Origin of the sequence: Kitasatospora sp. NPDC048540, from assembly GCF_040651175.1 — a bacterium.
Lineage (GTDB): Bacteria > Actinomycetota > Actinomycetes > Streptomycetales > Streptomycetaceae > Kitasatospora.
On the sequence record NZ_JBEZIR010000009.1, the window covers coordinates 1 to 25,633 of the forward strand.

17 protein-coding genes are annotated in these 25,633 nt (G+C 73.3%); 5 read left to right on the plus strand and 12 right to left on the minus strand.

Annotated elements, in window-relative coordinates; all coding sequences use genetic code 11:
- Window positions 1-164: 164 nt before the first annotated feature.
- Window positions 165-2,276, minus strand: coding sequence for a DNA topoisomerase IV subunit B (locus AB0D08_RS06145; RefSeq protein ID WP_033822460.1), 2,112 nt, complete (start codon window positions 2,274-2,276; stop codon window positions 165-167).
- A 503-nt stretch (window positions 2,277-2,779) separates the two neighbouring features.
- Between AB0D08_RS06145 and AB0D08_RS06150 the strand changes: the two genes are divergently transcribed.
- Window positions 2,780-3,010 (plus strand): hypothetical protein, encoded by a 231-nt coding sequence (locus AB0D08_RS06150; protein WP_033822459.1) that lies wholly within the window; start codon window positions 2,780-2,782, stop codon window positions 3,008-3,010.
- A gap of 243 nt (window positions 3,011-3,253) precedes the next feature.
- Here AB0D08_RS06150 and AB0D08_RS06155 read toward each other — a convergent pair whose 3' ends face one another.
- The 7 genes from AB0D08_RS06155 to AB0D08_RS06185 form a co-directional block, all read right to left on the minus strand.
- Complete coding sequence (locus tag AB0D08_RS06155; protein WP_359886411.1) at window positions 3,254-4,060, minus strand: serine protease; 807 nt, start codon at window positions 4,058-4,060, stop codon at window positions 3,254-3,256.
- A 356-nt stretch (window positions 4,061-4,416) separates the two neighbouring features.
- Window positions 4,417-6,036 (minus strand): RNA polymerase sigma factor, encoded by a 1,620-nt coding sequence (locus tag AB0D08_RS06160; RefSeq protein ID WP_359886413.1) that lies wholly within the window; start codon window positions 6,034-6,036, stop codon window positions 4,417-4,419.
- 864 nt (window positions 6,037-6,900) lie between these two features.
- Window positions 6,901-7,776: a FadR/GntR family transcriptional regulator gene (locus AB0D08_RS06165; RefSeq protein ID WP_082526807.1), complete on the minus strand. Its 876-nt coding sequence runs from the start codon at window positions 7,774-7,776 to the stop codon at window positions 6,901-6,903.
- A 279-nt stretch (window positions 7,777-8,055) separates the two neighbouring features.
- Window positions 8,056-8,928, minus strand: coding sequence for a hypothetical protein (locus tag AB0D08_RS06170; protein ID WP_359886416.1), 873 nt, complete (start codon window positions 8,926-8,928; stop codon window positions 8,056-8,058).
- Window positions 8,925-10,361 carry an ATP-binding cassette domain-containing protein gene (locus AB0D08_RS06175; protein WP_359886419.1) on the minus strand — a complete coding sequence of 479 codons (1,437 nt, stop codon included), beginning with the start codon at window positions 10,359-10,361 and terminating at the stop codon, window positions 8,925-8,927. The genes AB0D08_RS06170 and AB0D08_RS06175 overlap by 4 nt, the downstream gene beginning before the upstream one ends.
- A gap of 201 nt (window positions 10,362-10,562) precedes the next feature.
- Window positions 10,563-11,306, minus strand: a complete 744-nt coding sequence (locus AB0D08_RS06180) for an NUDIX domain-containing protein (RefSeq protein ID WP_033822455.1) — start codon at window positions 11,304-11,306, stop codon at window positions 10,563-10,565.
- Window positions 11,307-11,535: 229 nt separating this feature from the next.
- A complete protein-coding gene (locus AB0D08_RS06185; protein WP_359886495.1) occupies window positions 11,536-13,644 on the minus strand; it encodes a glycogen debranching N-terminal domain-containing protein in 2,109 nt (702 codons plus the stop codon).
- A 1,029-nt stretch (window positions 13,645-14,673) separates the two neighbouring features.
- Here AB0D08_RS06185 and AB0D08_RS06190 point away from each other — a divergent pair.
- Window positions 14,674-15,987: an alpha/beta fold hydrolase gene (locus tag AB0D08_RS06190; RefSeq protein ID WP_359886422.1), complete on the plus strand. Its 1,314-nt coding sequence runs from the start codon at window positions 14,674-14,676 to the stop codon at window positions 15,985-15,987.
- Between the two features lie 100 nt (window positions 15,988-16,087).
- Here AB0D08_RS06190 and AB0D08_RS06195 read toward each other — a convergent pair whose 3' ends face one another.
- Window positions 16,088-17,734, minus strand: coding sequence for a DUF4192 family protein (locus AB0D08_RS06195; RefSeq protein WP_359886423.1), 1,647 nt, complete (start codon window positions 17,732-17,734; stop codon window positions 16,088-16,090).
- A 242-nt stretch (window positions 17,735-17,976) separates the two neighbouring features.
- On the opposite strand from AB0D08_RS06195, the gene AB0D08_RS06200 reads away from it, so the two are divergent.
- Both AB0D08_RS06200 and AB0D08_RS06205 read left to right on the plus strand, forming a co-directional pair.
- A complete protein-coding gene (locus AB0D08_RS06200) occupies window positions 17,977-20,175 on the plus strand; it encodes a DEAD/DEAH box helicase (protein WP_359886426.1) in 2,199 nt (732 codons plus the stop codon).
- A gap of 365 nt (window positions 20,176-20,540) precedes the next feature.
- Entirely contained in the window at window positions 20,541-21,248 is a 708-nt protein-coding gene (locus tag AB0D08_RS06205) for a hypothetical protein (RefSeq protein WP_359886428.1), read from the plus strand.
- Between the two features lie 115 nt (window positions 21,249-21,363).
- Here the strand turns inward: AB0D08_RS06205 and AB0D08_RS06210 are convergent, their stop codons facing one another.
- The 3 genes from AB0D08_RS06210 to AB0D08_RS06220 form a co-directional block, all read right to left on the minus strand.
- Window positions 21,364-21,777 carry a hypothetical protein gene (locus AB0D08_RS06210; RefSeq protein ID WP_233289177.1) on the minus strand — a complete coding sequence of 138 codons (414 nt, stop codon included), beginning with the start codon at window positions 21,775-21,777 and terminating at the stop codon, window positions 21,364-21,366.
- Window positions 21,778-22,161: 384 nt separating this feature from the next.
- On the minus strand, window positions 22,162-22,866 hold the full coding sequence (locus tag AB0D08_RS06215; RefSeq protein ID WP_033822451.1) for a ribonuclease HII: 705 nt from the start codon (window positions 22,864-22,866) through the stop codon (window positions 22,162-22,164).
- Between the two features lie 172 nt (window positions 22,867-23,038).
- Window positions 23,039-23,581, minus strand: coding sequence for a TetR/AcrR family transcriptional regulator (locus AB0D08_RS06220; RefSeq protein WP_233289176.1), 543 nt, complete (start codon window positions 23,579-23,581; stop codon window positions 23,039-23,041).
- A 361-nt stretch (window positions 23,582-23,942) separates the two neighbouring features.
- Between AB0D08_RS06220 and AB0D08_RS06225 the strand changes: the two genes are divergently transcribed.
- Window positions 23,943-25,487 (plus strand): MFS transporter, encoded by a 1,545-nt coding sequence (locus tag AB0D08_RS06225; RefSeq protein WP_033822450.1) that lies wholly within the window; start codon window positions 23,943-23,945, stop codon window positions 25,485-25,487.
- The last annotated feature ends 146 nt before the right edge of the window (window positions 25,488-25,633 follow it).

Consider the following 25,633-nt stretch of genomic DNA (forward strand, 5'->3'; position numbering starts at 1 on the left):
ACGGGCGCGAGCACGCGTTGCACCTGTCCCAGTGTCAGCGCCCGGTCGCGGACGCCCAGCAGTACGAGCGCGACGAGTGCGGTGGCCGTGACGGGGACCCGCGGGTGGAGAGCCCCTGCGCCGTACGGCGGGGCCGGGCCGGCCGGACCGGTCGGCCGGACCGGTCAGGCGTCGATGCGGGAGCGGTCCAAGGTGGCGGCCGAGTTCACGATGAAGTCCCGGCGGGGCGCCACGTCGTTGCCCATCAGCAGGTCGAAGGCCTTCTCCGCGGCCTCCAGGTCACCGAGGTTGATCCGGCGCAGGATGCGGTGGCGCGGGTCCACGGTGGTCTCGGCCAGCTGGTCGGCGTCCATCTCGCCGAGGCCCTTGTAGCGCTGGATCGGGTCCTTCCAGCGCAGCCCCTTGCCCTGGAACTCCAGCAACGTGCGGCGCAGCTCGGAGTCGGAGTAGGTGTAGTGGTACTTCTCCTGGCCGCGCTTGGGGTTGGTGAGTTCGATCCGGTGCAGCGGCGGGACCGCGGCGAACACCCGGCCCTTCTCCACCATCGGGCGCATGTAGCGCTGGAACAGCGTCAGCAGCAGGCAGCGGATGTGCGAGCCGTCGACGTCGGCGTCGGCCATGAAGATGACCTTGCCGTAGCGGGCCTGGTCGATGTCGAAGGACCGGCCGGAGCCGGCTCCTATCACCTGGATGATCGAGGCGCACTCGGCGTTCTTGAGCATGTCGGCCACCGAGGCCTTCTGCACGTTGAGGATCTTGCCGCGGATCGGCAGCAGCGCCTGGAACTCGGAGTTGCGGGCCAGCTTGGCGGTGCCGAGCGCGGAGTCACCCTCCACGATGAACAGTTCGCTGCGGTCGACGTCGTCGCTGCGGCAGTCGGCCAGCTTGGCCGGCAGCGAGCTGGTCTCCAGCGCGGTCTTGCGACGCTGCGCCTCCTTGTGCTGACGGGCTGCGACCCGGGTGCGGGCGGCCGCGACGATCTTCTCCATCACGGCGCGGGCCTGAACCTTCTCGTCCTTCTTGCTGGAGGCGAGGAAGGCCTTGAGCTCCTTGGCGATGACCGCGGCGACGATCCGGTTGGCGGCGGAGGTGCCGAGCACCTCCTTGGTCTGCCCCTCGAACTGCGGCTCCGCGAGGCGCACGGTGACCACCGCGGTGAGCCCTTCGAGCGCGTCGTCCTTGGTGATGTCGTCCTCGGCGACCCGCAGCAGCTTGGCGCTGCGCAGCACCTCGTTGACGGTCTTGGCGAGCGAACGCTCGAAGCCGGTGACGTGGGTGCCGCCCTTGGGGGTGGCGATGATGTTGACGAAGGAGCGCAGGGTGGTGTCGTAGCCGGCGCCCCAGCGCAGCGCGATATCGACCCCCAGGGTGCGGGTGACCTCGGTCGGGGTCATGTGGCCGAGCTCGTCCAGGACCGGGACGGTCTCCTTGAAGGTGCCCTCGCCCTGGAGCCGCAGGACGTCGCAGACCGGCTTGTCGGGGGCGAGGAACTCGCAGAACTCGCCGATGCCGCCGTCGAAGCGGAAGGTCGCCTCCTCGACCTTCTCGCTCTCCGTCAGCCGTTCGTCACGGACGATGATGGTGAGGCCGGGCACCAGGAAGGCGGTCTGCCGGGCGCGGCTGTGCAGGCTCTCCAGCGAGAGCTTGGCGTCGCGCAGGAAGATCTGCCGGTCGGCCCAGTAGCGGATCCGGGTGCCGGTCCGGCCGCGCGGGGCCTTGCCCTTCTTGGTGAGGCCGTTGCGCGCCTCGAAGGGGGCGTCCGGGCTGAGTTCGGTGAACAGGCCGGGGGTGCCGCGGCGGAAGCTGATCGCGTGGGTGTGGCCGCTGCGGTCCACCTCCACGTCGAGCCGGGCGGACAGCGCGTTGACCACGGAGGCGCCGACGCCGTGCAGTCCGCCGGAGGCGGCGTAGGAGCCACCGCCGAACTTGCCGCCGGCGTGCAGCTTGGTCATCACGACCTCGACCCCGGACAGGCCGGTCTTGGGCTCGACGTCGACCGGGATGCCACGGCCGTTGTCACGCACCTCGACCGAGCCGTCACCGTGGAGCAGCACCTCGATCTTGTCGCAGTAGCCGCCGAGGGCCTCGTCGACGGAGTTGTCGATGATCTCCCAGAGGCAGTGCATCAGACCGCGGCTGTCGGTCGAACCGATGTACATGCCGGGCCGCTTGCGGACGGCCTCCAGGCCCTCCAGGACGAGCAGATGCCGAGCGGTGTAGTTGGAGCCGTCCTCCCCGGCGACCAGAGCGGACGGCACGGACGTTTCAGCACTCACTCGCTGCACTCCTCAATGACGTTCTGACTCGGCTGGCCGGGCGGGGCGGCCGCCCTGGGGGGCGCCCCGCTCTCTCAGCAACTGAGACACCGGCCTCCCGGCTCCGTCCGGCTTGTACGCGCTGCGCGAACAAGACCTTCGTCGGAGTCGTGGGCTCCAGGGTGCCATCTCCACCTGACACCACGGTTCCTGGCGGGGCGTGGGACCGGGAGCAGGCGGCGGAGCTGCTGGGATGCAGGCTATCGGGGCCTGGGACGGGGCTTATGCTCCAACCCAGCAGAGGATTATGCTACGCGGAACCCGGACATCGCTTCGCTAGGACGTTCGAGGCCACCGACGGGTCACCGGATTCGGTACGCATGAACCACCGAAGCCCGGGGCACGTCCTCATCAACAACAACTGCAGAATCCTCGAACCGAGAAAAGCCACGAGCGGGAACGAAATCGACCTGGTTGGATGTTGACCCTGGTACGACAGCTCGTCGAGCTAGAGAAGAGGCGACGTGACTACTGTTCTGACCCCTGCGAGCCCGCTCACCGCGGCAGACCGCTGTGACCGCTGCGGCGCCCAGGCCTACCTGCGCGTTGTCCTCGCGAGCGGCGGAGAGCTGCTCTTCTGCGCCCACCACGGGCGGAAGTTCGAGCCCGAGCTCAAGAAGATTGCCGTGGAAATACAGGACGAGAGCGGCCGGCTGACCGCGACGCCTGCCACGGCCGACAACGACGAGCGCTGACCCAGGCGCTCGCCCCGGCGAGCTGATTCGACCGACCAGGTCGATGAGCCGGTGGACAGGCTGCAGAGCCTGTCCACCGGCTCCGGCGTTTCTTCGGGCACCACGGGTGACGGGCCGCTCACGCGCTGACACCGCGTCGAGTGGCCCTCGCCACATGGCACTCGGCGCATGTCGTTCGGCCCGGGGCGATCCGGCGCCGGCCCGCGTCGGCGACGGGCGGACGGCCCGCGCCGTGGCACTCCGTCACCGGTCGAGCACGGTGCGCATGTCGTCGGCCACCGCGGCGATCCGGGTGTAGACCCCCGGGTGGGCCGCCTCCGCGCAGCCCGTCCCCCAGGAGACCAGTCCGACCAGTCGGCCCGCGACCAGCAGCGGGCCGCCGCTGTCACCCTGGCAGGCGTCCCGGCCTCCCTTCGGGGCGGCCGCGCACACCATCGTCCGGGCGTCGAAAGGGCTGTCGCCACCGGGCGGGTACGCGTGGGAGCAGTCCGTGTCCGCGATCAGCGGCACCTCGACCTCGCGCAGCGTCGGGGAGTACCGACCGCCGCCGGTGGTGTCACCCCAGCCGTAGACCTGCGCCGCGGTACCGGCACGGTACGGCTCGCTCTCGCCCTGGCCGACGACCTGCAGCGACTCACGGCCGGCCTGCGGCTCGGCGAGCGTGACCACCGCGATGTCCCGCTCGTTGGTGGCGAAGCTGTAGCCCTGGTCCACCCACACCTCCCGGACGGCAACCTCGCGGCCGTCCCGGCTGTTCAGGTCGTCCCGGCCGATGATCACCCGCAGGCCGGGCCGGTCGGTCCGGCGGCCGGTGCTCTCGTTGAAGAAGCAGTGCGCCGCCGTCACCACCTTGGTCGGCGAGACCAGCGCGCCACCGCAGAACTGCCCGGAGCGCGCACTGCCGAACTGCTCCCGGCTGGACAGCGCCACCATCCACGGGTGGTCCCTGGTCGTGGTGCTCCACCCGCCGACGATCCGGCGCTGGGCGGCGGCGGGCGCGGCCTCCCCGAGCGTCAGCAGCGGCGCCGGCAACGCGGCCAGTGCGAGCATGGCGACCGCTCTGCGCGAACGGGCGCGGCCGGGGGCGACCGGTGAGAGTCGGGGTGGGCGGGCGTCCGAGCTGGGCAACACCGGGTCTCCCAAAGGTGGTTCGACAGCAGCCAACCGGCACAGCGTAGTCGCCCGGATACGCCGCGTGCCCGAGACTCTCGGCAGGCCACCCGGACGAGTGATCACGGACCGCGGCACATGGGCGTGGCCCCCGCATGCAGCACACGGACGCCGACCGGCGAAACGCCGAGGAGCCCGGCACGCCCCCTCGCGGGGAAACGTGCCGGGCTCCTCGGGCGAAGCCGTGAGGCCGTGAAGCCATGGAGCCGTACGGCCGCGAAGCCGTACGTCCGTGATCAGTCCAGGTAGTCGCGCAGCACCTGGGACCGCGACGGGTGGCGCAGCTTCGACATGGTCTTCGACTCGATCTGGCGGATGCGCTCACGGGTGACCCCGTACACCTTGCCGATCTCGTCCAGCGTCTTCGGCTGACCGTCCGTCAGGCCGAAGCGCATCGAGACCACGCCGGCCTCGCGCTCGCTGAGCGTGTCGAGCACCGAGTGCAGCTGCTCCTGAAGCAGGGTGAAGGAGACCGCGTCGGCCGGGACGACCGCCTCGGAGTCCTCGATCAGGTCACCGAACTCGCTGTCGCCGTCCTCGCCGAGCGGCGTGTGCAGCGAGATCGGCTCGCGGCCGTACTTCTGGACCTCGATGACCTTCTCGGGGGTCATGTCGAGTTCCTTGGCCAGCTCCTCCGGGGTGGGCTCGCGGCCCAGATCCTGGAGCATCTGGCGCTGCACGCGGGCGAGCTTGTTGATGACCTCGACCATGTGCACCGGGATGCGGATGGTGCGGGCCTGGTCGGCCATGGCCCGGGTGATCGCCTGGCGGATCCACCAGGTCGCGTAGGTCGAGAACTTGTAGCCCTTGGTGTAGTCGAACTTCTCGACCGCACGGATCAGACCGAGGTTGCCCTCCTGGATCAGGTCCAGGAACAGCATGCCGCGGCCGGTGTAGCGCTTGGCCAGCGAGACCACCAGGCGGAGGTTGGCCTCCAGCAGGTGGTTCTTGGCGCGGCGGCCGTCCTCGGCGATGATCTCCAGCTCGCGCTTGAGCTTCGGCGCCAGCTTGTCGGCGGCGGACAGCTTGTCCTCGGCGAACAGGCCGGCCTCGATGCGCTTGGCGAGCTCGACCTCCTGCTCGGCGTTGAGCAGGGGGACCTTGCCGATCTGCTTGAGGTAGTCCTTGACCGGGTCGGCGGTGGCACCGGCGACGGCGACCTGCTGGGCCGGCGCGTCGTCCTCGTCGTCGTCGGAGAGGACGAAGCCCTCCGACTCCTCCTCCGGCTCGGCCTCGGCCTTGTCGGCCGGCAGGGCGGCGTCCTCGACCAGCAGCTCCTCGTCTCCGGCGAGCTCCTCGTCACCACCCTTGCCCGCGGCCTTGGCCGTGGTGGTCTTCTTGGCGGCGGTCTTCTTGGCGGGCGCGGTGGCCTTCTTCGCCACGGCCTTCTTGGCGGGCGCGGCCACGGCCTTCTTCGCGGTGGCACCGATCTCGGTGACCGTCTCGACGACGGTGACCTCGGCGGCCACCGCAGCGGCGACGGCCGCGGCGGACGGGGTCGCCGCGGGGGCGATCCGGACCGGGGGCTTGGTGGGGGCGGACGGCGTGCGCGTGGTGACCGCCTTGGTGGCGGTGCGCTTGGTGGTGCTCTTGGCCGCAACGCTCTTGCGCTTGGCGCCGGCCGGCTCGGCGGCGCTGACCATCAGATCCACCCCCTCCTCAATCAGCACCTGGTTGAGGCTGCGCATGACGTTCTTCCACTTGGTGACCGGGATCTGGTCCGCCTCGAACGCATGGCGCACGTCGTCACCGGCGATCTGCCCCTGGGCCTTGCCCCGCTCGATGAGCGCGAGCAGAGCCGCGGACTCGGCAATCTCGGGGGGGAGCGAACGGGATGTGCTGGCCGACACGAACAACCTCTCGGACGATGAGTGGACTCGAACCCCGGCCCGGCTGCCCGGGGCGGCGGGGTCCCGTCCCGCACGACAGCGCGCGGTGACGGTTCGGACCGACTCGGGGGTGGGGACGTGGACTGGGTCTTTAGGACGGCAGCAGCGCCGCAGACCAACACAGCATTCTGACATGCCTGTGTTGTTCCGGAGCTGCTTCCGCTCCGTACACATCGCTGCCGCTCCTCAAGTGTTACGCATGCTCTTCGTGGCGCCCGTCACATCGCGGCGCGGCGGCTCGCCGGGGGCTGTTCGGGTGGCCGTTCGGGGGAGCTTCACCGGCTGCGGAGGATTCCCTCCGGCCGCCGGCCGGATCCGCGTGCCCGAGGCGCCGACCGCGGCCGCAGGCCCTGCGGCGCCTGCGCCGACCGCTCGGCCCGCGGGGCCGGCGCGGGGGTGGAGCGGAGGTGGACCGGGCGCCGGCGGGCAGGGGCGGAGTGGGAAGCGGGGCGGGCGTGACGTTCCTGCAACGTGTCCGAATCGCGTGCTGTCCGTGAGGTACCTGTGATGCCACCCGCCCTCGGAACGCTGCTCGGGCGTCGCTGGGGTGCCGTCCGAGGCGGCGTTCGGGGTGCTACCCGGGGCGGCGTTCGGGGCGCCGTTCGAGGGGTCGGGCACCGGGCCGGGGTGCCGGGGGTGCCGGTGCAGCGGGGTGAGGCGGGGCGGGGCCGGTCGGCGCGGGGCGGACGGCCGAGGACCGGGGTGCTGTTCGGGTCCGGGGTCCGAGAGGCGGCCCGCCGAGCCCTGGAACTGCGGCGATGGCCCTCCGGCCGCCCTGGGCGGGCTGCTGAAGGGCCTGGAGCCGCCTCCGGTCGGGGTTCCACCCCCCGGTCAGTGCTCGCGGGGCGCCGGGACGGAGGGCTCGACCTCCGCCGGGTGCACGGTGAGCAGCGCGCGGATGGCCGCCTCGGCCGCCGTGCCGTCCCCGGCGCCGAGCGCGTCGACCAGGCGGACGTGCAGGCTGAGCGACGGGTCCGAGGGCCGGTCGCAGGTGGTGGCCGGGCCGCCGGAGACCTGGAGGGCGCAGCCGACGATGCCGGACAGGTGCTCCAGCATCCGGTTCCCGGCCATCTGCAGAATCAGGCCGTGCAGCTCGGCGTCGGCCCGGGCGTAGCTGACCACGTCGCCCTGGGCACCGGCGTGGCTCATGATCTCGGTCAGCTCCACCAGCCGGTGCTGGACGTCCTCCCGGCCGTGACCGGCGGCGAGCCGGGCCGCCAGCGGCTCGATCGCCCAGCGCAGCTCGAACAGCTCGCGGCGCTGCTCGTCGCGCTGCGGGCCGAAGGCGCGCCACTCGATGATGTCGGGGTCCAGCAGGTTCCAGTCACCGACCGGGCGGACCCGGGTGCCGACGTTGGGCCGGGCGCTGACCAGGCCCTTCGCCTCCAGCACCCGCAGAGACTCACGCACCACGGTGCGGGAGACCTCGAAACGCTGGCCGATCTCCTCCGGCACCAGCGGCCGGTCGGCACCGAGGTCACCGGAGACGATCATCTGGCCGAGCTGCTGGACCAGCTGGCCGTGCAGACCGCGGCCGCGGCTGCTGGTGGTCTTGCGGCCGACCCGCGAGAGGTCGGACTCGGCGCCCTCCCAGCGCGGGGCGGGCGGGGTGGGGCGATCTGCGTACGGGAAGCGGTCCAACTCGCCGGTGCCGATCGCGTCGGCCGGGCGGGCTGCGGTCATGGTGGGGTGCGCAAGGGTACTCACACGTCTTTTGTCGGCGATCGGCGGGTCCGCCTTGAGGATTCTCGTGAAAAGCACACGAAAGGGTGATCGCCCGTGACCGGATAATTGACTTCTTATCAGGCAGAACCTCTCATTTCCGACGCGAAGCCGACCCCGCTCCTGGCAGCCCGTCACCGGCGTGAAGGGTGGTCCGAAGCTCCCACGTCCAGGACCCGCCCGCGCCCGCCGGGCTCCGGCCCGGTCGGCCCGACCCGTACGGGGCCGGAACCGACCCGACCGCGGCCCGCCGGCGCCGCCGGCTCAGAGCGCGCGGCGCCGCAACTGCGTGAGCAGACAGCCCAGCAGCAGCACCACGCCCGGGACGGCCAGGGTCACCAGCAGCTCGGCCACCCCGGCCGGCGCCAGCCCGGCCACCGGACCGGGGCGGGCCGAGGAGGCGAGCCCCAGCCTGGAGCCCAGCCCCGAACCGAGCCCGAACCGGCCGAGGCTGAACCGGAACGGCATCAGCTCCTGCGCCCAGAGCGGCCAGCTGTCGCCGAGCCGGCTCAGCGCCATCGCCGCGGCGGGCTCCAGCAGTACCGGCGCCGCCAGCAACGCGAGCAGACCCGCCACCGCGCTGCGCACCACGGCGGTGAACAGCAGCCCGGCCCAACCGCTCACCACGACCAGCAGGACGAAGGCCGCCAGCGACCGGGCGGGGCCGACCGGCGCCCCGTCGACGAACAGCTCCGGCCGCAGCACCGGGTCGTCGAACACCCCGAGCGTCACTCCCGTCGGCAGCGCCAGTCGCACCGCCAGCGCGTCCAGCGTCAGGGTCAGCACCGCCAGCGCGAGCGCCACCGGGGCGAGCACCACGAGCTTGCCCACCAGCAGCCACAGCCGCCGCAGCAGCGTCACCCGGGAGGCCGCAAGGCCCGGGTAGCGGACCTCGTGCCGGTAGGAGAGCGCGCCGAGCGCGCCGGCCCCGAGTGCCGCGAACGGCAGCGGAAGCAGCGGCACCAGCGCGGTGACCGCCCGAACCGCCTCGGTCGTCGACAGCGGCCCGGCGGGCAACTGCCGGGTGAGGACGACCGCCGCCGCCACGTCGCAGCACACCACGGCGGACACGATCAACCAGGTCGAGCGGAGGCTGCGCAGGCGGCGCAGCTCGTAGGCCAGTACGCGCACGGTCACTCGCTCAGGTGGTCGGGGCCGGGGGCCGGGTGGGTCACTGTGGTGTCGGGCTGGTGCTCCGAGTAGTGCGAGTGGTGCGAGTGGTGCTCACTGCCGATCGGATGAGCGGCGCCGACGGAGTGGGCCGCGCTGACGGTGTGTTGGAACAGCTCTGGGTGGGCCGGCTCTCCCGCCGATCCCCGTTGCTCGTCCGGAACCCGCTGCTCGGGGGTCTGCGGCCAGTCCGCCATGAGGTGCTCGGTGGACAGCGGGTCCGTGTCGATGGCGGAGATCCGGGCATGCCGACGGCCGCGCTGGTGGTCGGGGCCGCGGCTCTGGGACTGCAGCTGTGGCTGCGCCTGCGGCTCGGCCTGAGCCGGGGGTGAGTCCGAGGGTGAGTCCGGGTGGGCCGCCGGGTGGTGGGCCTGGTGCGTCGCCTGGTGCGGGGTGTGGGCCGGGGGTTGGGGCGGGGTGTGGAGCGGACTCGGGTGGGCGCCCTGGTACGACCCTTGGTGGGGTGCCTGCGGCTGGGCCTGGAGCTGGACGTGGCCCGACCGGCCCGAGGTGGTGGGCAGGGCGAGGTGCTGGGCCGGCCGATCGACGACGCGGTCCGCGAGCTCGTGCAGCAGGATGCCGTGCCGGTAGGCGAGCTCGCCGATCTCGGTCCGGCCGATTCCGGTCACAGCGATGCCCGTGGTGCCGTCCGGACGGACCTCCCCGCCCTGGCCGGTCAGCAGGTCGGCCAGGCGGGCCATCTGCGGGCCCCGTACGGAGACCTCATGGTGCAGCCGGGCCCGGCGGAACTCGCCGGCAGGCTGGTCGGATGCAAGCCGCCCCTGGTCGAGCGTGATCACCCGGTCGGCCACCGCGGCCGCCTCCTCCGGCGTCCGGGTGGTGACCAACACCGTCCCGCCGGCTACCGCGAAGGAGCGGACGAAGGAGTGGAACCACTCCGCGCTGCGCGGGGACAGGCCGTCCGTCGGGGTGTCCAGCAGCAGCGTGCCGGGGCTGCCGAGCAGTGCGGCGGCCAGCCCGAGCCGGCGGCTCATCCCGGGCGAGAACGACCTGAGGCGGTGGTCCGCGACGCCGGCCAGTCTGGTCTGTTCCAGCAGCTCGTCCGCCCGCCGTGCCGGGACACCGATCGAGGCGGCCAACATCCGGAGGTGGCAGTACGCCCGTTGTCCCGGGTGTCCCATGGCAGCTGTCCCGGTCGGGAGCAACACTCCCACCTCGCGCTCGGGCCGGCGCAGCGAACGGTACGTGCGGCCACCGAAGAGGGTGACCCCGAGCCCCCGCTCCAGCTCCACCATCAACCGGACGGCGGTGGTCTTTCCCGCGCCCTCGGCGCCGAGCAGGGCGGTGACGACGCCGGGCCGCGCGTCGAAGGTGAGGTCGAGTACCGCGGGTGGACGCCTGCGCCGGTACGTCTTGGTCAGGCCGGTGGTCTGGATCATCGATGCGCGCTCCCATGTCCTCGTCCGACCGGGTCTGCGAGGCACGGGGGTGTCCCTTGTGTGCCTGCGCCAGCACATTAGGACGCGATTGACCCGAATTCGGGCATTACGGATGGCGCGCGGACGGCGTGGCCGCCCAGCTCACCCGATCAGGGGACCAGTGGTGAGCCCGGCCGACGGTACCCGTCCCCCAGTGGGAGGTCAGGCTTCCGGACGCAGCATCGGCGGGTTGAGGACGGTGGCACTACCCGCCGTGAAGAGCTGCGCGGGGCGGCCGCCCTGACGGGTCGTGGTGCCGCCCGACGGCAGCAGGAAGCCAGGTGTGCCGGTGACCTTCCGGTGGAAGTTCCGCGGGTCGAGGGTGACGCCCCACACCGCCTCGTAGACCCTTCGGAGCTCGCCGACGGTGAACTCGGGCGGGCAGAAGGCGGTGGCCAGCGAGGAGTACTCGATCTTCGAGCGGGCCCGCTCGACACCGTCGGCCAGGATCTGGCCGTGGTCGAAGGCCAGCGGTACACCGTCGGACGGGGTCTGACCGAGGAGCTCGACCACCGGCGCCCAGCGCGCGCCGCTGGCGTCGCCGCCGGGGCGCGGCGTCGGCAGGTCGGGGGCGAGCACCAGGTGGGCGACGCTGACCACGCGCATCCGCGGGTCGCGCTGCGGGTGCCCGTAGGTCGCGAGCTGCTCCAGGTGCGCGCCGGCGGCGGCCTGGCCGGGAGCGGAGGACGCCCGGAGACCGGTCTCCTCGGCCAGTTCACGAGAGGCCGCCTCGGCCAGCCCCTCGTCGGGGCGCACGAAGCCGCCCGGCAGCGCCCAGTAGCCCTGGAAGGGTGCCTCACCTCGTTTCACCAGCAGCGCGCAGAGCGCGTGCTCGCGAACCGTCAGCACCACCAGGTCGACCGTGACTGCGAACGGGGGGAAGGCCGACGGGTCATAACGCGACATGGCGACGATGATAGTCGTCTCTTTGACGATAAACACAGAGCCCGTGCGGCACAGGTGTCCGTCCGGTCCGCCCGACCGCTCCGGAACCGGGATCCCAGCGCTCGGGCCGGGGTGGATCCGGTGCTGCTGACGTGGCCCTGATGCGGGGCTCCGCCGGTGGAGGGCAGTCCGCTGTTGAGGGCGCGGTCGACCATGGCCGTCGATCCCGCGAAAGGTCCCTGTGCCTGTGTCAGCCTGCTCCGAGCTGGAGCTCGGCCGGCGCCTCCTCGACCACGGCCACCCCGATCCGGCTGACCCGGACCGAGAACGGTTCACCCGCCACCCGCAGGCCCGTGAGCTGGAGCTCTCCCAACGGAGCGGTACTGGCCGGGCGGACCTTCACCCGTCCCGCCGGGACGTCCGGCCGGACCCCCGCCAGCGAGAGCACCAGGTGCACGGCCGCAGCCGCCGACAGCGCGGCCGGGCGGCAGGCCGCCGGGTGCGGAACCGGCGGGCAGTCGGCGACCCGTTGCTCGCCCGCGTACATCTCGGGCAGTCGCCCCTCGAAGTACCGGGCCGCGTCCAGCAACCCTTCCAGCAACTGCCCGGCCTCCCGTTCGAAGCCCGCTTCGGACAGCCCTGAGACCGCCAGTGCGGTCTCGTGGACGCGAACCGCCCCGCTGCGGTGGCCCAGGGGGTTGAACCGCGGTGACTTGGCGCTGAGCGTCCGCAGGCCCCAGCCGGCGTCCAGCTCCGGGGCGACCAGCCGCTGGGCCAGGATCCGGGTCTGCTCCCGGTCGAGCAGTCCTTCGTGGAGCTCGCCCTCACCGGCCAGGCCGAGGTCGAGCAGGTGGACGAAGGACGCCGCGACGGCGGGCACCGCACGCCCTCCGGGCAGCAGGGCCGCGGCCGGGCGGCCACCGGACAGGTCGTCGATCCAGAACTGCTCCCGGAACCGCTCGCGCAGCCGGGCGGCCCAGGCCCGCCATTCGTCGGCGCCCGGACGGCCGAATGCCGCGAGCAGATCCGCACCGTGCAGGGCCGCCCTGTGAGCCAGTGCCTGCACCTCGCACCTGGCGGCCGCCGGTCGGGCCAGTCGGTCCTCCGCGGTGCGGCCGAGGTCGATGACGAAGCCCTCGGGCCCCTCGGTACCGTCACCGAGCGAACCGCGGAGCGCACCGAGCGCACGCTCGGCGGCGGGAAGCAGGTCGGCCACCTCCTGGCGCGCCAGCCCCCACCGCCAGGCCTCGGCCAGCAGCGTGACGAACAGGAGGGTGGCCTCGGTGGCGGTGCAGGACGGCGGCAGCTCGGGACCCGCGTGTCTGAGCGGCCCGGGGATCAGCCCGTCCGGCCGGCCGGCCGGGCCCGACTCCGCCGGGGCGGGAAGCGGCGTGCCGTCGGAGCCGCCGGCGGACGGCGTCGACCCGGCGGCGGACGCCCCCGGCCGGGCGGCGGCCGGAGCCGAAGCGGGAGCCGAAGCGGATGCCCCGCCGGGGGTTATGGGCGCACCCGGGCCTGCAGCGAGATGCTGGCGCCGCGCCAGGGCACGGAGGGTGCCGGCGGCGAGACGGGTGCCGAGCGGCAGGGTGAGGCGGGCCGCCCAGAGCGCGTCGGAGGCGGTCAGCCCGAACCGCCATGGCGCCCCGGACGCCGCGTAGAGGTCGGTGGGCCGGTCCGCGTCGGCGATGAGCAGTCCACCGAGGGTGTCCAGCGAGCGGCCGATGAGCTGCGCCGCCCGGGGGTCATCGGTGCGGACCTCCGGTTCGGCCCACGGGAGCGCGATCCCGGCGCCGCGACCGGTCGGCGGCCGTACCGCTGCAGGGGCGGACTCCAGTTCGGCCCGCAGCTCGACCGACCAGCGGGCGCCGGCCTGCACTTCGAGATCCCAGCGCAGCACTCCAGCTCCCGCGAGTACGGCGTGCGGCGAGGGCTGGGCGGAGACCGTCGCACTCCGGCCGTGGCCCGTCCAGCGCAGCCCGGCGGACTGCACCTGTCCGGGCAGGTCGGCGGAGCGCCGGCCTGCCGCGATGTCGGTGAGCAGGCCGAGGTCGGTCCCGAGCGCGATCTCCAACGGGAGCCGGGCGGGCCGGGCTCCGGTGTTGCGGACCGTTATGGTCTCGACCCCGTCCGCGTGGCGCACCCGCTCGACGGTCAGTCCCGGATCCGGGTCGGGGTCACCGGGAAGACGGACGGCCCCGACGAAGCGCGCCACCGCTGCGGAGGTGAGGGCACCCTGGAGCGGCATGGGCTCGATACCGCCGAGCCTGACCTCCATCCGGGCAAGTGTGCGCACCCCTGCCCGGAAGAATCCGTGCAGGCCGTGGCCACGGAGCTGGCCGTCCGGGTGGGACGCGGCCATGGCCGGCGCGTTGACGCACAGCACGGCGTCGTGGGCAGTCACCTGCTGCGGCCTGGGCGGCGGTGCCGACTGGCGCGGGACGGCACCCGCACCAGGGGCTCCGGGCCCGGTCCGGACCGATCCGGGGGGCGGACCGCCCAGCGGACCGGCATGACCTCCCGGAGCAGCACCCGGTTGCGCCGCTCCGGGCTGAGGAGCGCGCATCGGCGGGCCGGCGGGCGGCGGCGCGATCGGTGCTGCCGTCGGCGGTGCCATCGGTGGCGGTGTCATTGATGGCGGTGCCGTCGGCCGCCGCATCGGTGCCGGCGGGTAGGGGTGCGGCAGCTCGGTCGTGATCGGGGCGGGAGGGATCGGCATCGCGGGTGACGGGCCCGACGGCGCCGAGGGTGGGGGGCTCGACTGCGCGGGCTGCGCCGTCGCGACCGGCGCGGCCGGTTCTCCCGTGCCCGGCTCGGCCTGCGGCCCCGTCTGCGCTGGCCTCATGGTGGTCACCGGGCTCTCCTCCCCTTGCTCGACCGGTCTGTCGGTTCCCGCTGTCCGTCGACCGGGAGCGGGTTCGCCCACGATCGGTTCTGCCCTGCCGTCCTGCCGGACGATCCGGCGGCTGCCCGCCCGACCGGGCCGGGGCCGTCCCGGAGAGTACATCCCGCGGTACGGTCCGTGCGGCGGAATCTCGAGCGGCCGCTCCGTACCGGCCCCGAGGTGGCCGCCGTCGGACCGTCGTGGCGACCGCCCGGGAGCGCGGTCGGCCCCCGCTGCGTCCCGCAGGGTGAACGCACCGCACCTGCCCCAGGTCACGCCGGTCCGGCGCCCCCGTGCCCGTGCACTCGTCCCGCCCCGGGCGCCGCCGGATCGCCGGTACCGCCGTGGGTGGACACCCGGCGATGCCGGGCCGCTTCGGGCGATGGCCCTGCAACGACTGTCCGTGTGCGTCGTCAGGATACGGTGCGGGAGCAGCGGCGCCCGCAACGGAGACCCCGGCCGGAGCTGCCGTACCACGCCTGTGACCAGCACGGACCGAGGAGTTGCATGTCCACCACCAGCCGGCTGCCCGGAATCGTCACCACCGACCACGTGTTCCGTGTGCCGCTCGACCACCGGCGCCCGGAGGGTGAGCGGATCGAGGTGTACGCCCGCGAGGTGGTGGCCGCCGGACGCGAGGACGAGGATCTGCCCTGGCTGCTCTTCCTCCAGGGCGGGCCCGGCGGGAAGGCCGGACGGCCGCTCGGCCGGGACGGCTGGCTGGGCCGGGCCCTGGACGGCTACCGCGTGCTGTTGCTCGACCAGCGGGGCACCGGCCGGTCGACCCCGGCCAACCGCCAGACGCTGGCCGGCCGCGGCGACGCGCAGCAGCAGGCGGAGTACCTCACGCATTTCCGTGCCGACTCGATCGTCCGCGACGCCGAACGGATCCGGCGCCTGCTGCTGGGCGAGGACACCAAGTGGAGCCTGCTCGGGCAGAGTTACGGCGGCTTCTGCACACTCACCTACCTGTCGCAGGCGCCGGAAGGCGTACGCGAGGCGTTCGTGACCGGTGGTCTGGCCGGCCTGCGCACCTCCGCCGATGACGTGTACCGCACGGCCTACCCGCGGGTGGCGGACAAGAACGCGGCGCACTACCGCCGTTACCCGGGAGATGTCGAAGCGGTCCGGCGGATCGCCGCCCACCTCGCAGGACGGCCCGCTCCCCTGCCGGACGGCGGGATGCTCACCGTCCAGGCGTTCCAGGGGCTGGGCATGCTGCTCGGCGGCGGGTCCGGCTCGGGCACGCTGCACTACCTGCTGGAGGAGGCCTGGGTGGAGGGCGTGGATGGGCCGGAACTGTCCGACACCTTCATGGCCGGGGTGCAGGCGCAACTGTCCTTCGCCTCCGGACCGCTGTACGCCGTGATGCACGAGTCGATCTACGGTCAGCGATCGGTGGACGGCGGCTGCACCGGGTGGGCGGCGGAGCGAGTGCGCAAGGAGTTCCCCGAGTTCGACGCGGAGCAGGCGCTGGCCTCCGAGCAGCCGGTGCTGTTCACCGGGGAGATGATCTACCCCTGGCTGTTCGAGACCGACCCCGCGCTGCGACCGCTTCGGGAGACCGCGCACCTGCTGGCCGATCGGACCGACTGGCCCGACCTGTACGACCTGGACAAGCTGGCCGCGAACGAGGTGCCGGTGTACGCGGCCGTCTACCAGGACGACATGTACGTCGACGCGGCAGACTCGCTGGCGACGGCGCGCGCCGTGCGCAACGTCCGTACCTGGGTGACCAACGAGTGGGAGCACGACGGGCTTCGGGTCAGCGGCGGCGCCGTACTCGACCGGCTGATCCGGATGGCACGCGGGGAGCTCTAGCGGAACCGCCCGGGCCGGCTGGGATCGGGCCGGCAGGGACCGGGTCGGTGCCGATCGGGCCGACACCGCACCGCGTGGCCCGCGACGCAGGGCGGCCATCTCAGGCCTCCGCCGGGCGGTCCTGCGGGCGGCGTTGTACCGGAAGGCGCAGCCTGCGGCGGCGAGCTGGGCGTCTGCGGGGAACGGCTCCGGTCGCGGCGGCCCGGCCGCCTCCGGCCCACTCGTCACCGGTCACCTCTGCGCCGCGCTCGGCGGTCCGGCCGTCGGCCGTGTAGGTGGAGGGGGTCGAGGGCTGGGCGGGATCCGAGGGCGGCCCCTCGGATGCTTCGTCCCTGCGGCCCCGGGTGGCCTTGTGCCCGGTGGATGTCGTGTGGGTGCGCGTCTCATGGCGCGGCGGAGGCGTGGCTTCGGCCGGTCGGCCACCGGCCGGTTCGGCAGGATGGCTGGGCGGTTCGCCGCGGCCGCTGGGTGGTTCGGCCCGGCGGCCAGGCGGTTCGGCCCGGCCGTCGGGCGGTTCGGCCCGGCCGTCGGGCGGTTCGGCGCGGCGACTGCGCGGCGGCGGGCCGAGCGCGCCGGGGTGGTCCGGCAGGACGGCCCGGCCGGCCCGCTCCTGGCGGACGCTCTCCAGGAGTCTGTCGGGCATCAGTCCACCGTTGATCGATTCGTGCAGCAGTTGGGCGAGCGTGTACTTCGGGTCGATGTCGAGGGCCCGGGAGAGCACGATCCGGGCGGTGGCCGTGTCGCCCGCGAGCCAGGCCGTCCAGGCCAGCAGCGTCATCGGCGGCGGGGCGAGGTGCTCGAACGGGGGCACGCAGCGTCGGCTGAGGAAGCGCCACAGCCGCTGGGCGGCGACGAGTTCGTCCGGTTCGGTGTACTCGGCCGCGCGGTCGCGCCCGAGCTTGTCCTGGAGGCCGACCAGCAGCCGGGCGACCCGCGTGGCGTCGATCGACCGGGCTCCGGCCCGGAATTCGGTGATGGCGCCGGCCAGCAGTTCGGCCGTCCGTGCGACGGCCTCGGTCCGCCCACCGGGCCCGGCGAGCTCGCGGATGAAGGGGGCGCCCGCCTGCTCGATCGCCTCGCGCAGCGCGTCCGCCTCCGGGTCGCCGACCGGGGCGAGGCCCGCCACGATCGCCTTCCGGCTGCCCCGTGGTGCGAGCCCGGCGAAGGTGGCAGCAGCTGCGAGCGGACCGGGTCCGAGGTTGGAACGGATGGGTGTGCCTCCGGGGTCGCAGCAGCCGGACCCGGTGCACAGGAAGGACCACCAGCGCCCGGCGGACACGCAGAGCGACTCCTTAACGCCGACGCCCTCCCGCTCGAACGCCTCGGACAGTGCGGCCGCGAGCGGTGCGAGGCCCGCGAGGACTGCGCGCCCCGGGCCGACCTCGGCGTCCGGATCGCGGCAGAGGTACACCAGGACTTGCGCGGGCCGCTCGTCGCGGCGCTCGGAGAGTTCGACGAGCAGCCGGGCGGTGTCGCCGGCAACTCTCGGCCAGGCGGCCGGCTCGTCGGGGATGTCGACCCGGATGACCCCGCCCTGCTGCAGCTCGGGCCCTTGCAGGCCGACAACGACGATGCTGTCGTCGGGGAAGAACCCGAGCAGGTAAGGAAGCATCTCGGCCATGTCGGCCGGCCCCCGCATCCGGACGGGGAGCTGGCCCGCCAGCGGGTCGGAGCGGAGGCCCGGGAGCGGCCCCGGGACGGGGTCGGGCAGCGGACCGGGGGGCGTGGAGGTGCGTTCGTCGTTCATGGTGAGAAGCGTGGCGCAGGCCCGGCGGGTTGCCCGAAGTTCGGATTTTCCTGTGGATAACTCGGGGGGTCCAGCATTTGCTCACTCGTTCGGAGCAGCCTTTCCCACCCCGAACCGCACCACCGGCGGCTGACCAGCGGATCGATCAGCGGGTCGCCGGACGGTCCGGTGATGTGGCGGCCGGGCCCGCCCACCCGGGCGCCGTTGGCTGTTTGTCCGCGACACGCGGTATTGATGGAGTCATGGACCAGCCCACACCGCACCACCCCGCCGAGCCCGTCGACCGTTCCGCCGTCCGGACCCGGGCCGAGGCGGTCCTGCGCGAACTGGCGGGTCCCTCGGCCACCCTCCGTGAGGACCAGTGGGCCGCCATCGAGGCCTTGGTGGTCGACGGCCGGCGGGCGCTGGTGGTCCAGCGCACGGGCTGGGGCAAGTCGGCGGTGTACTTCATCGCGACCGCCCTGCTCCGGGGCCGCGGGTCCGGGCCCACCGTGATCGTCTCCCCGTTGCTCGCCCTGATGCGCAACCAGGTGGAGTCCGCGGCCCGGGCCGGCATCCACGCCCGCACCATCAACTCGGCCAACCCCGAGGAGTGGGACGGCATCCAGGCCGAGGTGTCGACGGGCGCCGTCGACGTCCTGCTGGTCAGTCCCGAGCGGCTGAACAACCCCGACTTCCGGGACCAGGTGCTGCCGAAGCTCGCCGCCTCCACCGGTCTGCTGGTGGTCGACGAGGCGCACTGCATCTCCGACTGGGGCCATGACTTCCGACCCGACTACCGACGCCTGCGGACGATGCTGGCGGAGCTGCCGCCGGGCGTCCCGGTTCTCGCCACCACCGCCACCGCCAACGCCCGGGTCACCGCCGACGTCGCCGAGCAGCTCGGCACCGGCGGCTCCGACGAGCGGGCCCTGGTGCTGCGGGGCCCGCTCGACCGGGAGAGCCTGAGTCTCGCCGTCCTGACCCTGCCCGATCCCGCGCACCGGCTGGCCTGGCTCGCCGAACACCTGGCGGAGCTGCCCGGCTCCGGCATCATCTACACCCTCACGGTGGCCGCCGCGGAGGAGGTCACCGCCTTCCTCAGCGAGCGCGGCTACCCGGTGGCGTCGTACTCCGGCCGCACCGAGGACGCCGACCGCCGCAGCGCCGAGGCCGACCTGCTGGCGAACCGGGTCAAGGCCCTGGTCGCCACCTCCGCACTCGGGATGGGCTTCGACAAGCCCGACCTCGGCTTCGTGGTGCATCTCGGCTCGCCCGGCTCCCCCATCGCCTACTACCAGCAGGTCGGCCGGGCAGGCCGCGGAGTCGACCGGGCCGAGGTGCTTCTGCTGCCCGGCCGCGAGGACGAGGCGATCTGGCGCTACTTCGCCTCGCTCGGCTTCCCGCCCGAGGAGCAGGTCCGGCGCACCCTCGACGCGCTCGCCGAGGCCGGCCGACCGCTGTCCACGGCGGCGCTCGAACCGCGGGTGGATCTGCGCCGGGCCCGGTTGGAGACCATGCTCAAGGTGCTGGACGTGGACGGTGCGGTGCGCCGGGTGCGCGGCGGCTGGACCTCGACCGGGCAGCCGTGGGCGTACGACGCCGCGCGCTACGCCAAGGTGGCCGAGTCCCGAACGGCCGAGCAGGGCGCGATGCGCGAGTATGCGACGACCTCCGGCTGCCGGATGGAGTTCCTGCGGCGCCAGCTGGACGACCCGGAGGCCGCGCCGTGCGGCCGCTGCGACAACTGCGCGGGCCTGCGGTACGGCCCCGAGGTGTCCGAGGAGTCGCTCGCCGCGGCCCGGGCCGCGCTCGGCCGCCCCGGGGTCCTGTTCGAACCCCGGCGGCTGTGGCCGACCGGTATGGAGGCCATCGGGGTCTCCCTGAAGGGCCGGATCCCGGCGGGCGAGCAGGCCGAGACCGGCCGGGCGCTCGGCCGGCTCTCCGACATCGGCTGGGGCAACCGGCTGCGCGCGCTGCTCGGCGACCAGGCCCCGGACGGACCGGTGCCCGCCGACGTGTTGGACGCGATGGTCAGCGTGCTGGCGGACTGGGCCCGCGGGCCCGGCGGCTGGGCCGGTCCGGCCTCGGACGACGGTTCCCGGCCGGCCCGCCCGGTCGGGGTGGTGACGATCCCCTCGGCCACCCGTCCGGCCCTGATCGGGACTCTCGGCGAACGACTGGCCGCGGTCGGGCGTCTGCCACTCCTGGGCCGGCTCGAGTACGCCCACGGACAGCCGCCGCACGGCCCGCGCAGCAACAGCGCGCAACGTCTGCACTCGCTCTCCGGCGCCCTGGTGGTACCGCCCGACCTGCGGTCCGCGCTGGCGGCCACGCCCGGCCCGGTGCTGCTGGTCGACGATTCGGTGGACTCCGGCTGGACGGTCACCGTGGCCGCACGGTTGCTGCGCCAGGCCGGGGCCGACGCGGTGCTGCCGCTCGTCCTCGCCGTGCAGGGCTGAGCAGCCGATCCCGGACCGCGCCGCCGGTGGTCGTCCCTGACGGCCACCGGAGACCGGGCGCAGAAGCCGGTGCCCGGGAGGCCGCCACCGGCGAAGCCGACCGCCTGACCGTCCCCGCGAAGGCGGCCGCTCGGGACGGCCGCTCGAACTGATCCCTCCGTCACCGAATGGCGCCACCGGCGCGGTGGAATATATCCGGCAGAACACCGGCTTTCGGGCGGCGTTCGTCATTTCATCGTTGCCGCTCGACCCGGTCTGACCCGAGAATTGGGCGGTATCCACAGCCCGGTCCGCGGACCAGGCCCTCGGCGTACGCCCGCACCTGCGCGCCTGCGGGCCCGGGAAGGAGGATCGTGATCAACGGTATGGACCGAGGTCAGACCCCCTGCGACGGCGCGCGGACGATCGACCTGGAGACCTGGGCCGGGTCCGGCGTCACACTGCCGGGAGCACCGGGCGCGTTCGTCGCCGAACTGCACCAACGACACCTCCCCCAGCCGGGCACGAACGTGCTCACCGTGCTCGACCCGCTGGACCGGGTGGTCGCGTCGGCCTCGTTCACCGGTAGACCGCACGCCACCGACGGCTGGCACCACCGAAACGCGATCCTCGGCCAGCTGCGCCGGATCACCCCGCACGACCTGCGGCTGGCCACACCCGTCCGGACGGCCGTCCTGCTGCGCTGCCGCGAGGGCGGACCGGAGTGGACCGAGCAGGACGGCGCCTGGATGTGGGCCCTGCGCGACGCCTCGGCGCTGCACGGGCTGCGCTGCGGCGCCTACCTCACACTGACGCCCGCCGGCTGGCACGCGCTCGGGGACGGCCGTAGCGGCGCCGAACCGCACTCCGGATCCTGGGTGGACGGCCCGATGCGCACCGTGACGGAGTTGCCGACCTGGGTCGCCCGGGACGCGGAGGCCGCCCCCTGGCCGCTGACTGCCAGCAGCCCGGGCCGGACCGGCCGACCGGCCCCGACGAGCCGGCTCGGCCCGGCCTGGTCACTGGGCCAGCTCTCGTCGTCCGCACCGGTGGCACCGCTGGATGCCGTCGTCCGTCGCTCCGCGGCCCGCTGACCGTCACCGCCGGGATTCGCACCGGCAGCGAACCGGAAGCGCGCCTGACGGCGTGGCCCCGGACCGGGGGCCGGGGCCACGCCGTCAGGCGCCTGGTCAGGGCGTCATCGTCGGATCACGCGGGGACGGGGCGGTCGGAGGGCTCCGGAAGGGCAGGGGCCGCAGCGGCGGTGTCGCCGCAGACGACCAGGAGGGCCGCCGCGTGTCCGAGCGCCTTGCGGGCCGCCTGCTCGATCCGGGCGGGGCGGGTGTCGTTGACGACCAGCACCACGACCTCGCGCCGCACCGGGCGGGTGGTGTCGGCGTCCGCGTAGAAGACGTCGCCGCCCTCCCCCAGCTGGGCCCAGTAGGCGCCTTCGCCGAACGACAGCTCGTGCAGCTGCCAGGGGTGGGGTCCGCCCACCGTCAGGACCAGGATGTCGCCGGGGCTCCGGCCGGCCTCCAGCAGCCCGTCCACCACGTCATCGGCGCGCTCCAGCGCCTGGGCGGGGGCAGCCGGGACCAGCTGGACGGCCGGGCCGGCGGGCACCGGGGCCGATGCGGTCGGGGCGGGTGCGGCAGGCCGGGCGGCAGGGCCGGGCTTGGGGATCCGGGCGTTTCGGACCGGCGGGCCGGGACGCGGCGGCGCCGGGCGCGGGGGCCCGGGGCGCGCCGTGGGCGACTGACCCGCGGGCACAGCGGCAGGCGTGCGAGAGGCGGATACGTCCGGCTTGCGGGGGGAGGGAACGCCGGGGCCCGGGAGACTGTCGTGGATCTCCGGATCCTCGGGGAAGACTGGCATACCCGGATATCTATCAAACGCCGGTCGGATGCGCACAGGCGCCCCACGGTTTGGACACCTGAATCCGGGCCCGAGGCTCCCGTCCGCGGCGCTCGGGCGCTGACAGGGCGTCGCCGAAGTGAACGTCAGCCGTCAGAAACCCAGCGCGAGTTGTTCGCCCCGCGCCTCGTCCGCCGACTCGGCCGCCTCCACCGCACGGACCCGCTTGAGGTGGCGCCAGCGGGGCAGCGCGTCGAGGTAGGCCCAGGACAGCCTGTGGTGTCCGGTGGGCCCGTACTCCTCCAGCGCGGCGCGGTGCACCGGGGACGGGTAGCCGGCGTTGTCCTCGAACGCGTAGGCGGGGAGATCCGAACCGAGCTCGGCCATCAACGCGTCTCGCTGCACCTTGGCCAGCACGGAGGCCGCGGAGACGCAGACGCACGACTGGTCGCCCTTGATCACCGTACGGACCTGCCAGGGGCCGCCCAGGTAATCGTGCTTGCCGTCCAGGATGACCGCGTCCGGCTGGACCGGGAGCGCCGCGAGCGCTCGGTTGGCCGCGAGCCGCAGGGCGGCGGTCATGCCGAGCTCGTCGCACTCCAGCGGCGAGGCCTGGCCGATGGCGGAGGCCACCACCCAGTCCGCGAGCACCGTAGCGAGCGCGGTGCGGCGCTTCTCGGTGAGCAGCTTGGAATCGGTGAGCCCCTCGGGCGGGCGACGCAGCCCGGTCACCGCGGCACCCACCGTGACCGGGCCGGCCCAGGCACCTCGCCCGACCTCGTCCAGGCCGACCACCACGCGGGCGCCGGCCCTGCGCAGCGAGCGCTCGACGGAGTGGGTCGGGGGGTCATAGGGCATCGTTCGGTCCGTTCGCTTCCGGGCTGGCAGATCCCAGCCTACGGCCTCGCCGCTACGCGCCCGGACGGCCGGCAACCACGGCGACCGGCCCTACAGCCGGCCGGAGGACCGACCTCGCGGACCGCCCCGGCGAACGTCCGGGGCCGGCCGCCGGGGCGACGCCCCTCAGGGATCAGGGCCTGATCATCGGAAGTAGCACCTGCTCCGCCAGCTCCGTGCAGAACCCGGCGTCGAGCGGGCCCTCGCAGACCTTCGCCCGGTACAGCATCATGGCCGGCGCGACATCGGCGACCAACGACGTGGCCGCACCGCGCCGGACGTCACCGCGCTCCTCGCCACGGCGGAGGATCGCGAGGATCGTACCGGTGACCGGCTCGATCACCCGGTCCAGCACGAATCCCTTGAACGGCAGGGCCTGTTCGTGGTCGAGCTCGGCCATCAGGGCCCGCATCGCGGTCCCGGCCCGGGAGTTCATCATCTCGCCGAGATGGGCCATGAGCTGCACCAACTCCGCCCGGACGGACCCGAGGTTGGGGATGTCCGTAGGGGGTGGGAGAGTTGAGCCCAGGGCGTCCACGACCAGATCGGCCTTGGAGGTCCAACGCCGGTACAGCGCGGCCTTCCCGGTCTGCGCGGCCCCGGCCACCCCCTCCATCGTCATCCGCGCGAACCCTCCGGAGGTGAGCTGGTCGAGCGCCGCCTCGAAGATCGCCACCTCCAGGGCCCTGCCGCGCCTGCGCCCTGCTCCGGCCGCGGGGCCAGCGTCGGCCGGAGTTCCCGAGCCCGCCGGACCGGTGGTGTCCCGCCCAACCGCCTGATTCATCATCACCAATCCTAGAGAACGCTTGCGTTCACAATAGTCGATCCACTATCGTCCCGCATAGTGAACGCACCCGTTCACTCGCACGGGGATGCACGGCTCCGGGCTGCTCCCTGCCCACCGCGCCGACCGACGGGCCCGAAGCCTCGGAGGTCGGAGGATCGGCAGAGGACGAGCCGGTCCGGAACGACCCAGCGGAGCACCACCCAGTCGAGCACCAATCGAACAGCAGTAGCCAGCTACAGGGGGACCAGCAATGGCTGTATCGGAAACGCTCAGCAAGTCCGCTCCACCCGGCGCCGCGCGGCGGCCGAACAAGGGCCTCGCCCTCACCGTCATCGCCGCCACGCAGCTGATGGTCGTCCTCGACGCCACCATCGTGAACATCGCACTGCCGCACATCAAGCTCGCCCTCGGCTTCTCCGACACCAGCCTGTCATGGGTGATCAACGCGTACACCCTGGCCTTCGGCGGCCTGCTGCTGCTCGGCGGCCGGATCGGCGACATCCTCGGGCGTCGCCGGGTCTTCATCGTCGGCGTGCTGCTGTTCGGCCTCGCCTCGCTGATCGGCGGCATCGCGCAGGACGCCGGCATGCTGCTGGCGGCGCGGGCCCTCCAGGGCATCGGCGGAGCCATCTGTTCACCCACCGCGTTCGCCCTGATCGCGACCAACTTCGAGGAGGGCCCCGAGCGGAACCGCGCCTTCGGGGTGTTCTCCGCGGTGGCCGGCTCCGGCGCGGCGATCGGCCTACTGGCCGGCGGAGCGCTCACCGAGTACCTCGACTGGCGCTGGGTGTTCTTCGTCAACGTGCCGATCGCGATCCTGATCGCCGTCGCGGCACCGCGCTTCATCAGCGAGTCGGAGCGCCAGGACGGCCGCTTCGACGTGCCGGGTGCGCTGACCTCGACCCTCGGCCTGGTCGGGCTGGTCTACGGTTTCATCCGGGCCGCCTCCGACGGATGGAGCGACGGTCTGGCGGTCGTCTCCTTCGCGGCCGGCATCGTCCTGATCCTCGCCTTCGTGGTGATCGAGCGGCGGACGGACCAGCCGATCACCCCGCTGCACCTGTTCCGCAACCGCAACCGCACCGGCGGGCTGATCATGATGCTCTGCCTGGCCGCGGCCATGTTCGGCATCTTCTTCTACATCACGATCTTCGTGCAGACGGTGATCGGCTACAGCCCGCTCAAGGCAGGCGTGGCCTTCCTCCCGATCAGCGTGGCCATCATCATCGCCGCGCAGATCGCCTCGGCCTTCCAGGCCAAGTACGGGCCGAAGCTGTTCATGGCGAGCGGCGCCCTGCTGGTGACGGTCGGCCTCACCTGGCTGACCCAGCTCAAGGCAGACAGCGGGTACGTCACCGGGGTCCTCGGCCCGACGGTCGTGTTCGGCTTCGGCATGGGCCTGATCTTCGTCCCGGTCATGCTGCTCGCGGTTGCCGGCGTGGCAGGGCACGAAACCGGCGCGGCGTCGGGTCTGCTCAACTCCACCCAGCAGATCGGTGGTGCGCTCGGCCTGTCGATCCTGACCACGGTGTTCAGCTCCGCGGCCAAGGACGAGTCCAAGGCCCAGTTCCCGGACTTCATGGCTCACGCCACCCCGGAGCAGGCGGCCGCCGCCAAGAGCGGCGGCTTCCCGGTCGGCAGCCAGTGGTACAGCGCAGTGCTGGCCCACGGCATCGGCCAGGCCTTCATCGTCGGCGCCGCGCTCGCCGTGGTCGCCCTGCTGACGGCGCTGTTCGTGGTCAAGGCCAAGGCGAGTGACCTGCCCGCCGACGGAGCTGCCGGGATAGCCATCTGACGGTCCGCCGTCGGCGAACGCGGGGCCCACACGCGGCCCCGGTCGCACGCCGACGGCGGACGTGCCCCCCGGCACGCCCGCCGTCGGCCCGGACCGTGGTGGCTCAGGCCCCCAACTTCCAGCCCACGACTCCCGATCCCCAACAT

What these genes read in the sequence shown, in the direction of transcription:
- AB0D08_RS06155 (WP_359886411.1), bottom strand. Translation starts at nt 4,060, where the DNA reads ATGCTCGCACTGGCCGCGTTGCCGGCGCCGCTGCTGACGCTCGGGGAG.
- AB0D08_RS06175 (WP_359886419.1), bottom strand. Translation starts at nt 10,361, where the DNA reads ATGATCCAGACCACCGGCCTGACCAAGACGTACCGGCGCAGGCGTCCA.
- AB0D08_RS06180 (WP_033822455.1), bottom strand. Translation starts at nt 11,306, where the DNA reads ATGTCGCGTTATGACCCGTCGGCCTTCCCCCCGTTCGCAGTCACGGTC.
- AB0D08_RS06185 (WP_359886495.1), bottom strand. Translation starts at nt 13,644, where the DNA reads ATGGCCGCGTCCCACCCGGACGGCCAGCTCCGTGGCCACGGCCTGCAC.
- AB0D08_RS06190 (WP_359886422.1), top strand. Translation starts at nt 14,674, where the DNA reads ATGTCCACCACCAGCCGGCTGCCCGGAATCGTCACCACCGACCACGTG.
- AB0D08_RS06195 (WP_359886423.1), bottom strand. Translation starts at nt 17,734, where the DNA reads ATGAACGACGAACGCACCTCCACGCCCCCCGGTCCGCTGCCCGACCCC.
- AB0D08_RS06200 (WP_359886426.1), top strand. Translation starts at nt 17,977, where the DNA reads ATGGACCAGCCCACACCGCACCACCCCGCCGAGCCCGTCGACCGTTCC.
- AB0D08_RS06205 (WP_359886428.1), top strand. Translation starts at nt 20,541, where the DNA reads ATGGACCGAGGTCAGACCCCCTGCGACGGCGCGCGGACGATCGACCTG.
- AB0D08_RS06215 (WP_033822451.1), bottom strand. Translation starts at nt 22,866, where the DNA reads ATGCCCTATGACCCCCCGACCCACTCCGTCGAGCGCTCGCTGCGCAGG.
- AB0D08_RS06225 (WP_033822450.1), top strand. Translation starts at nt 23,943, where the DNA reads ATGGCTGTATCGGAAACGCTCAGCAAGTCCGCTCCACCCGGCGCCGCG.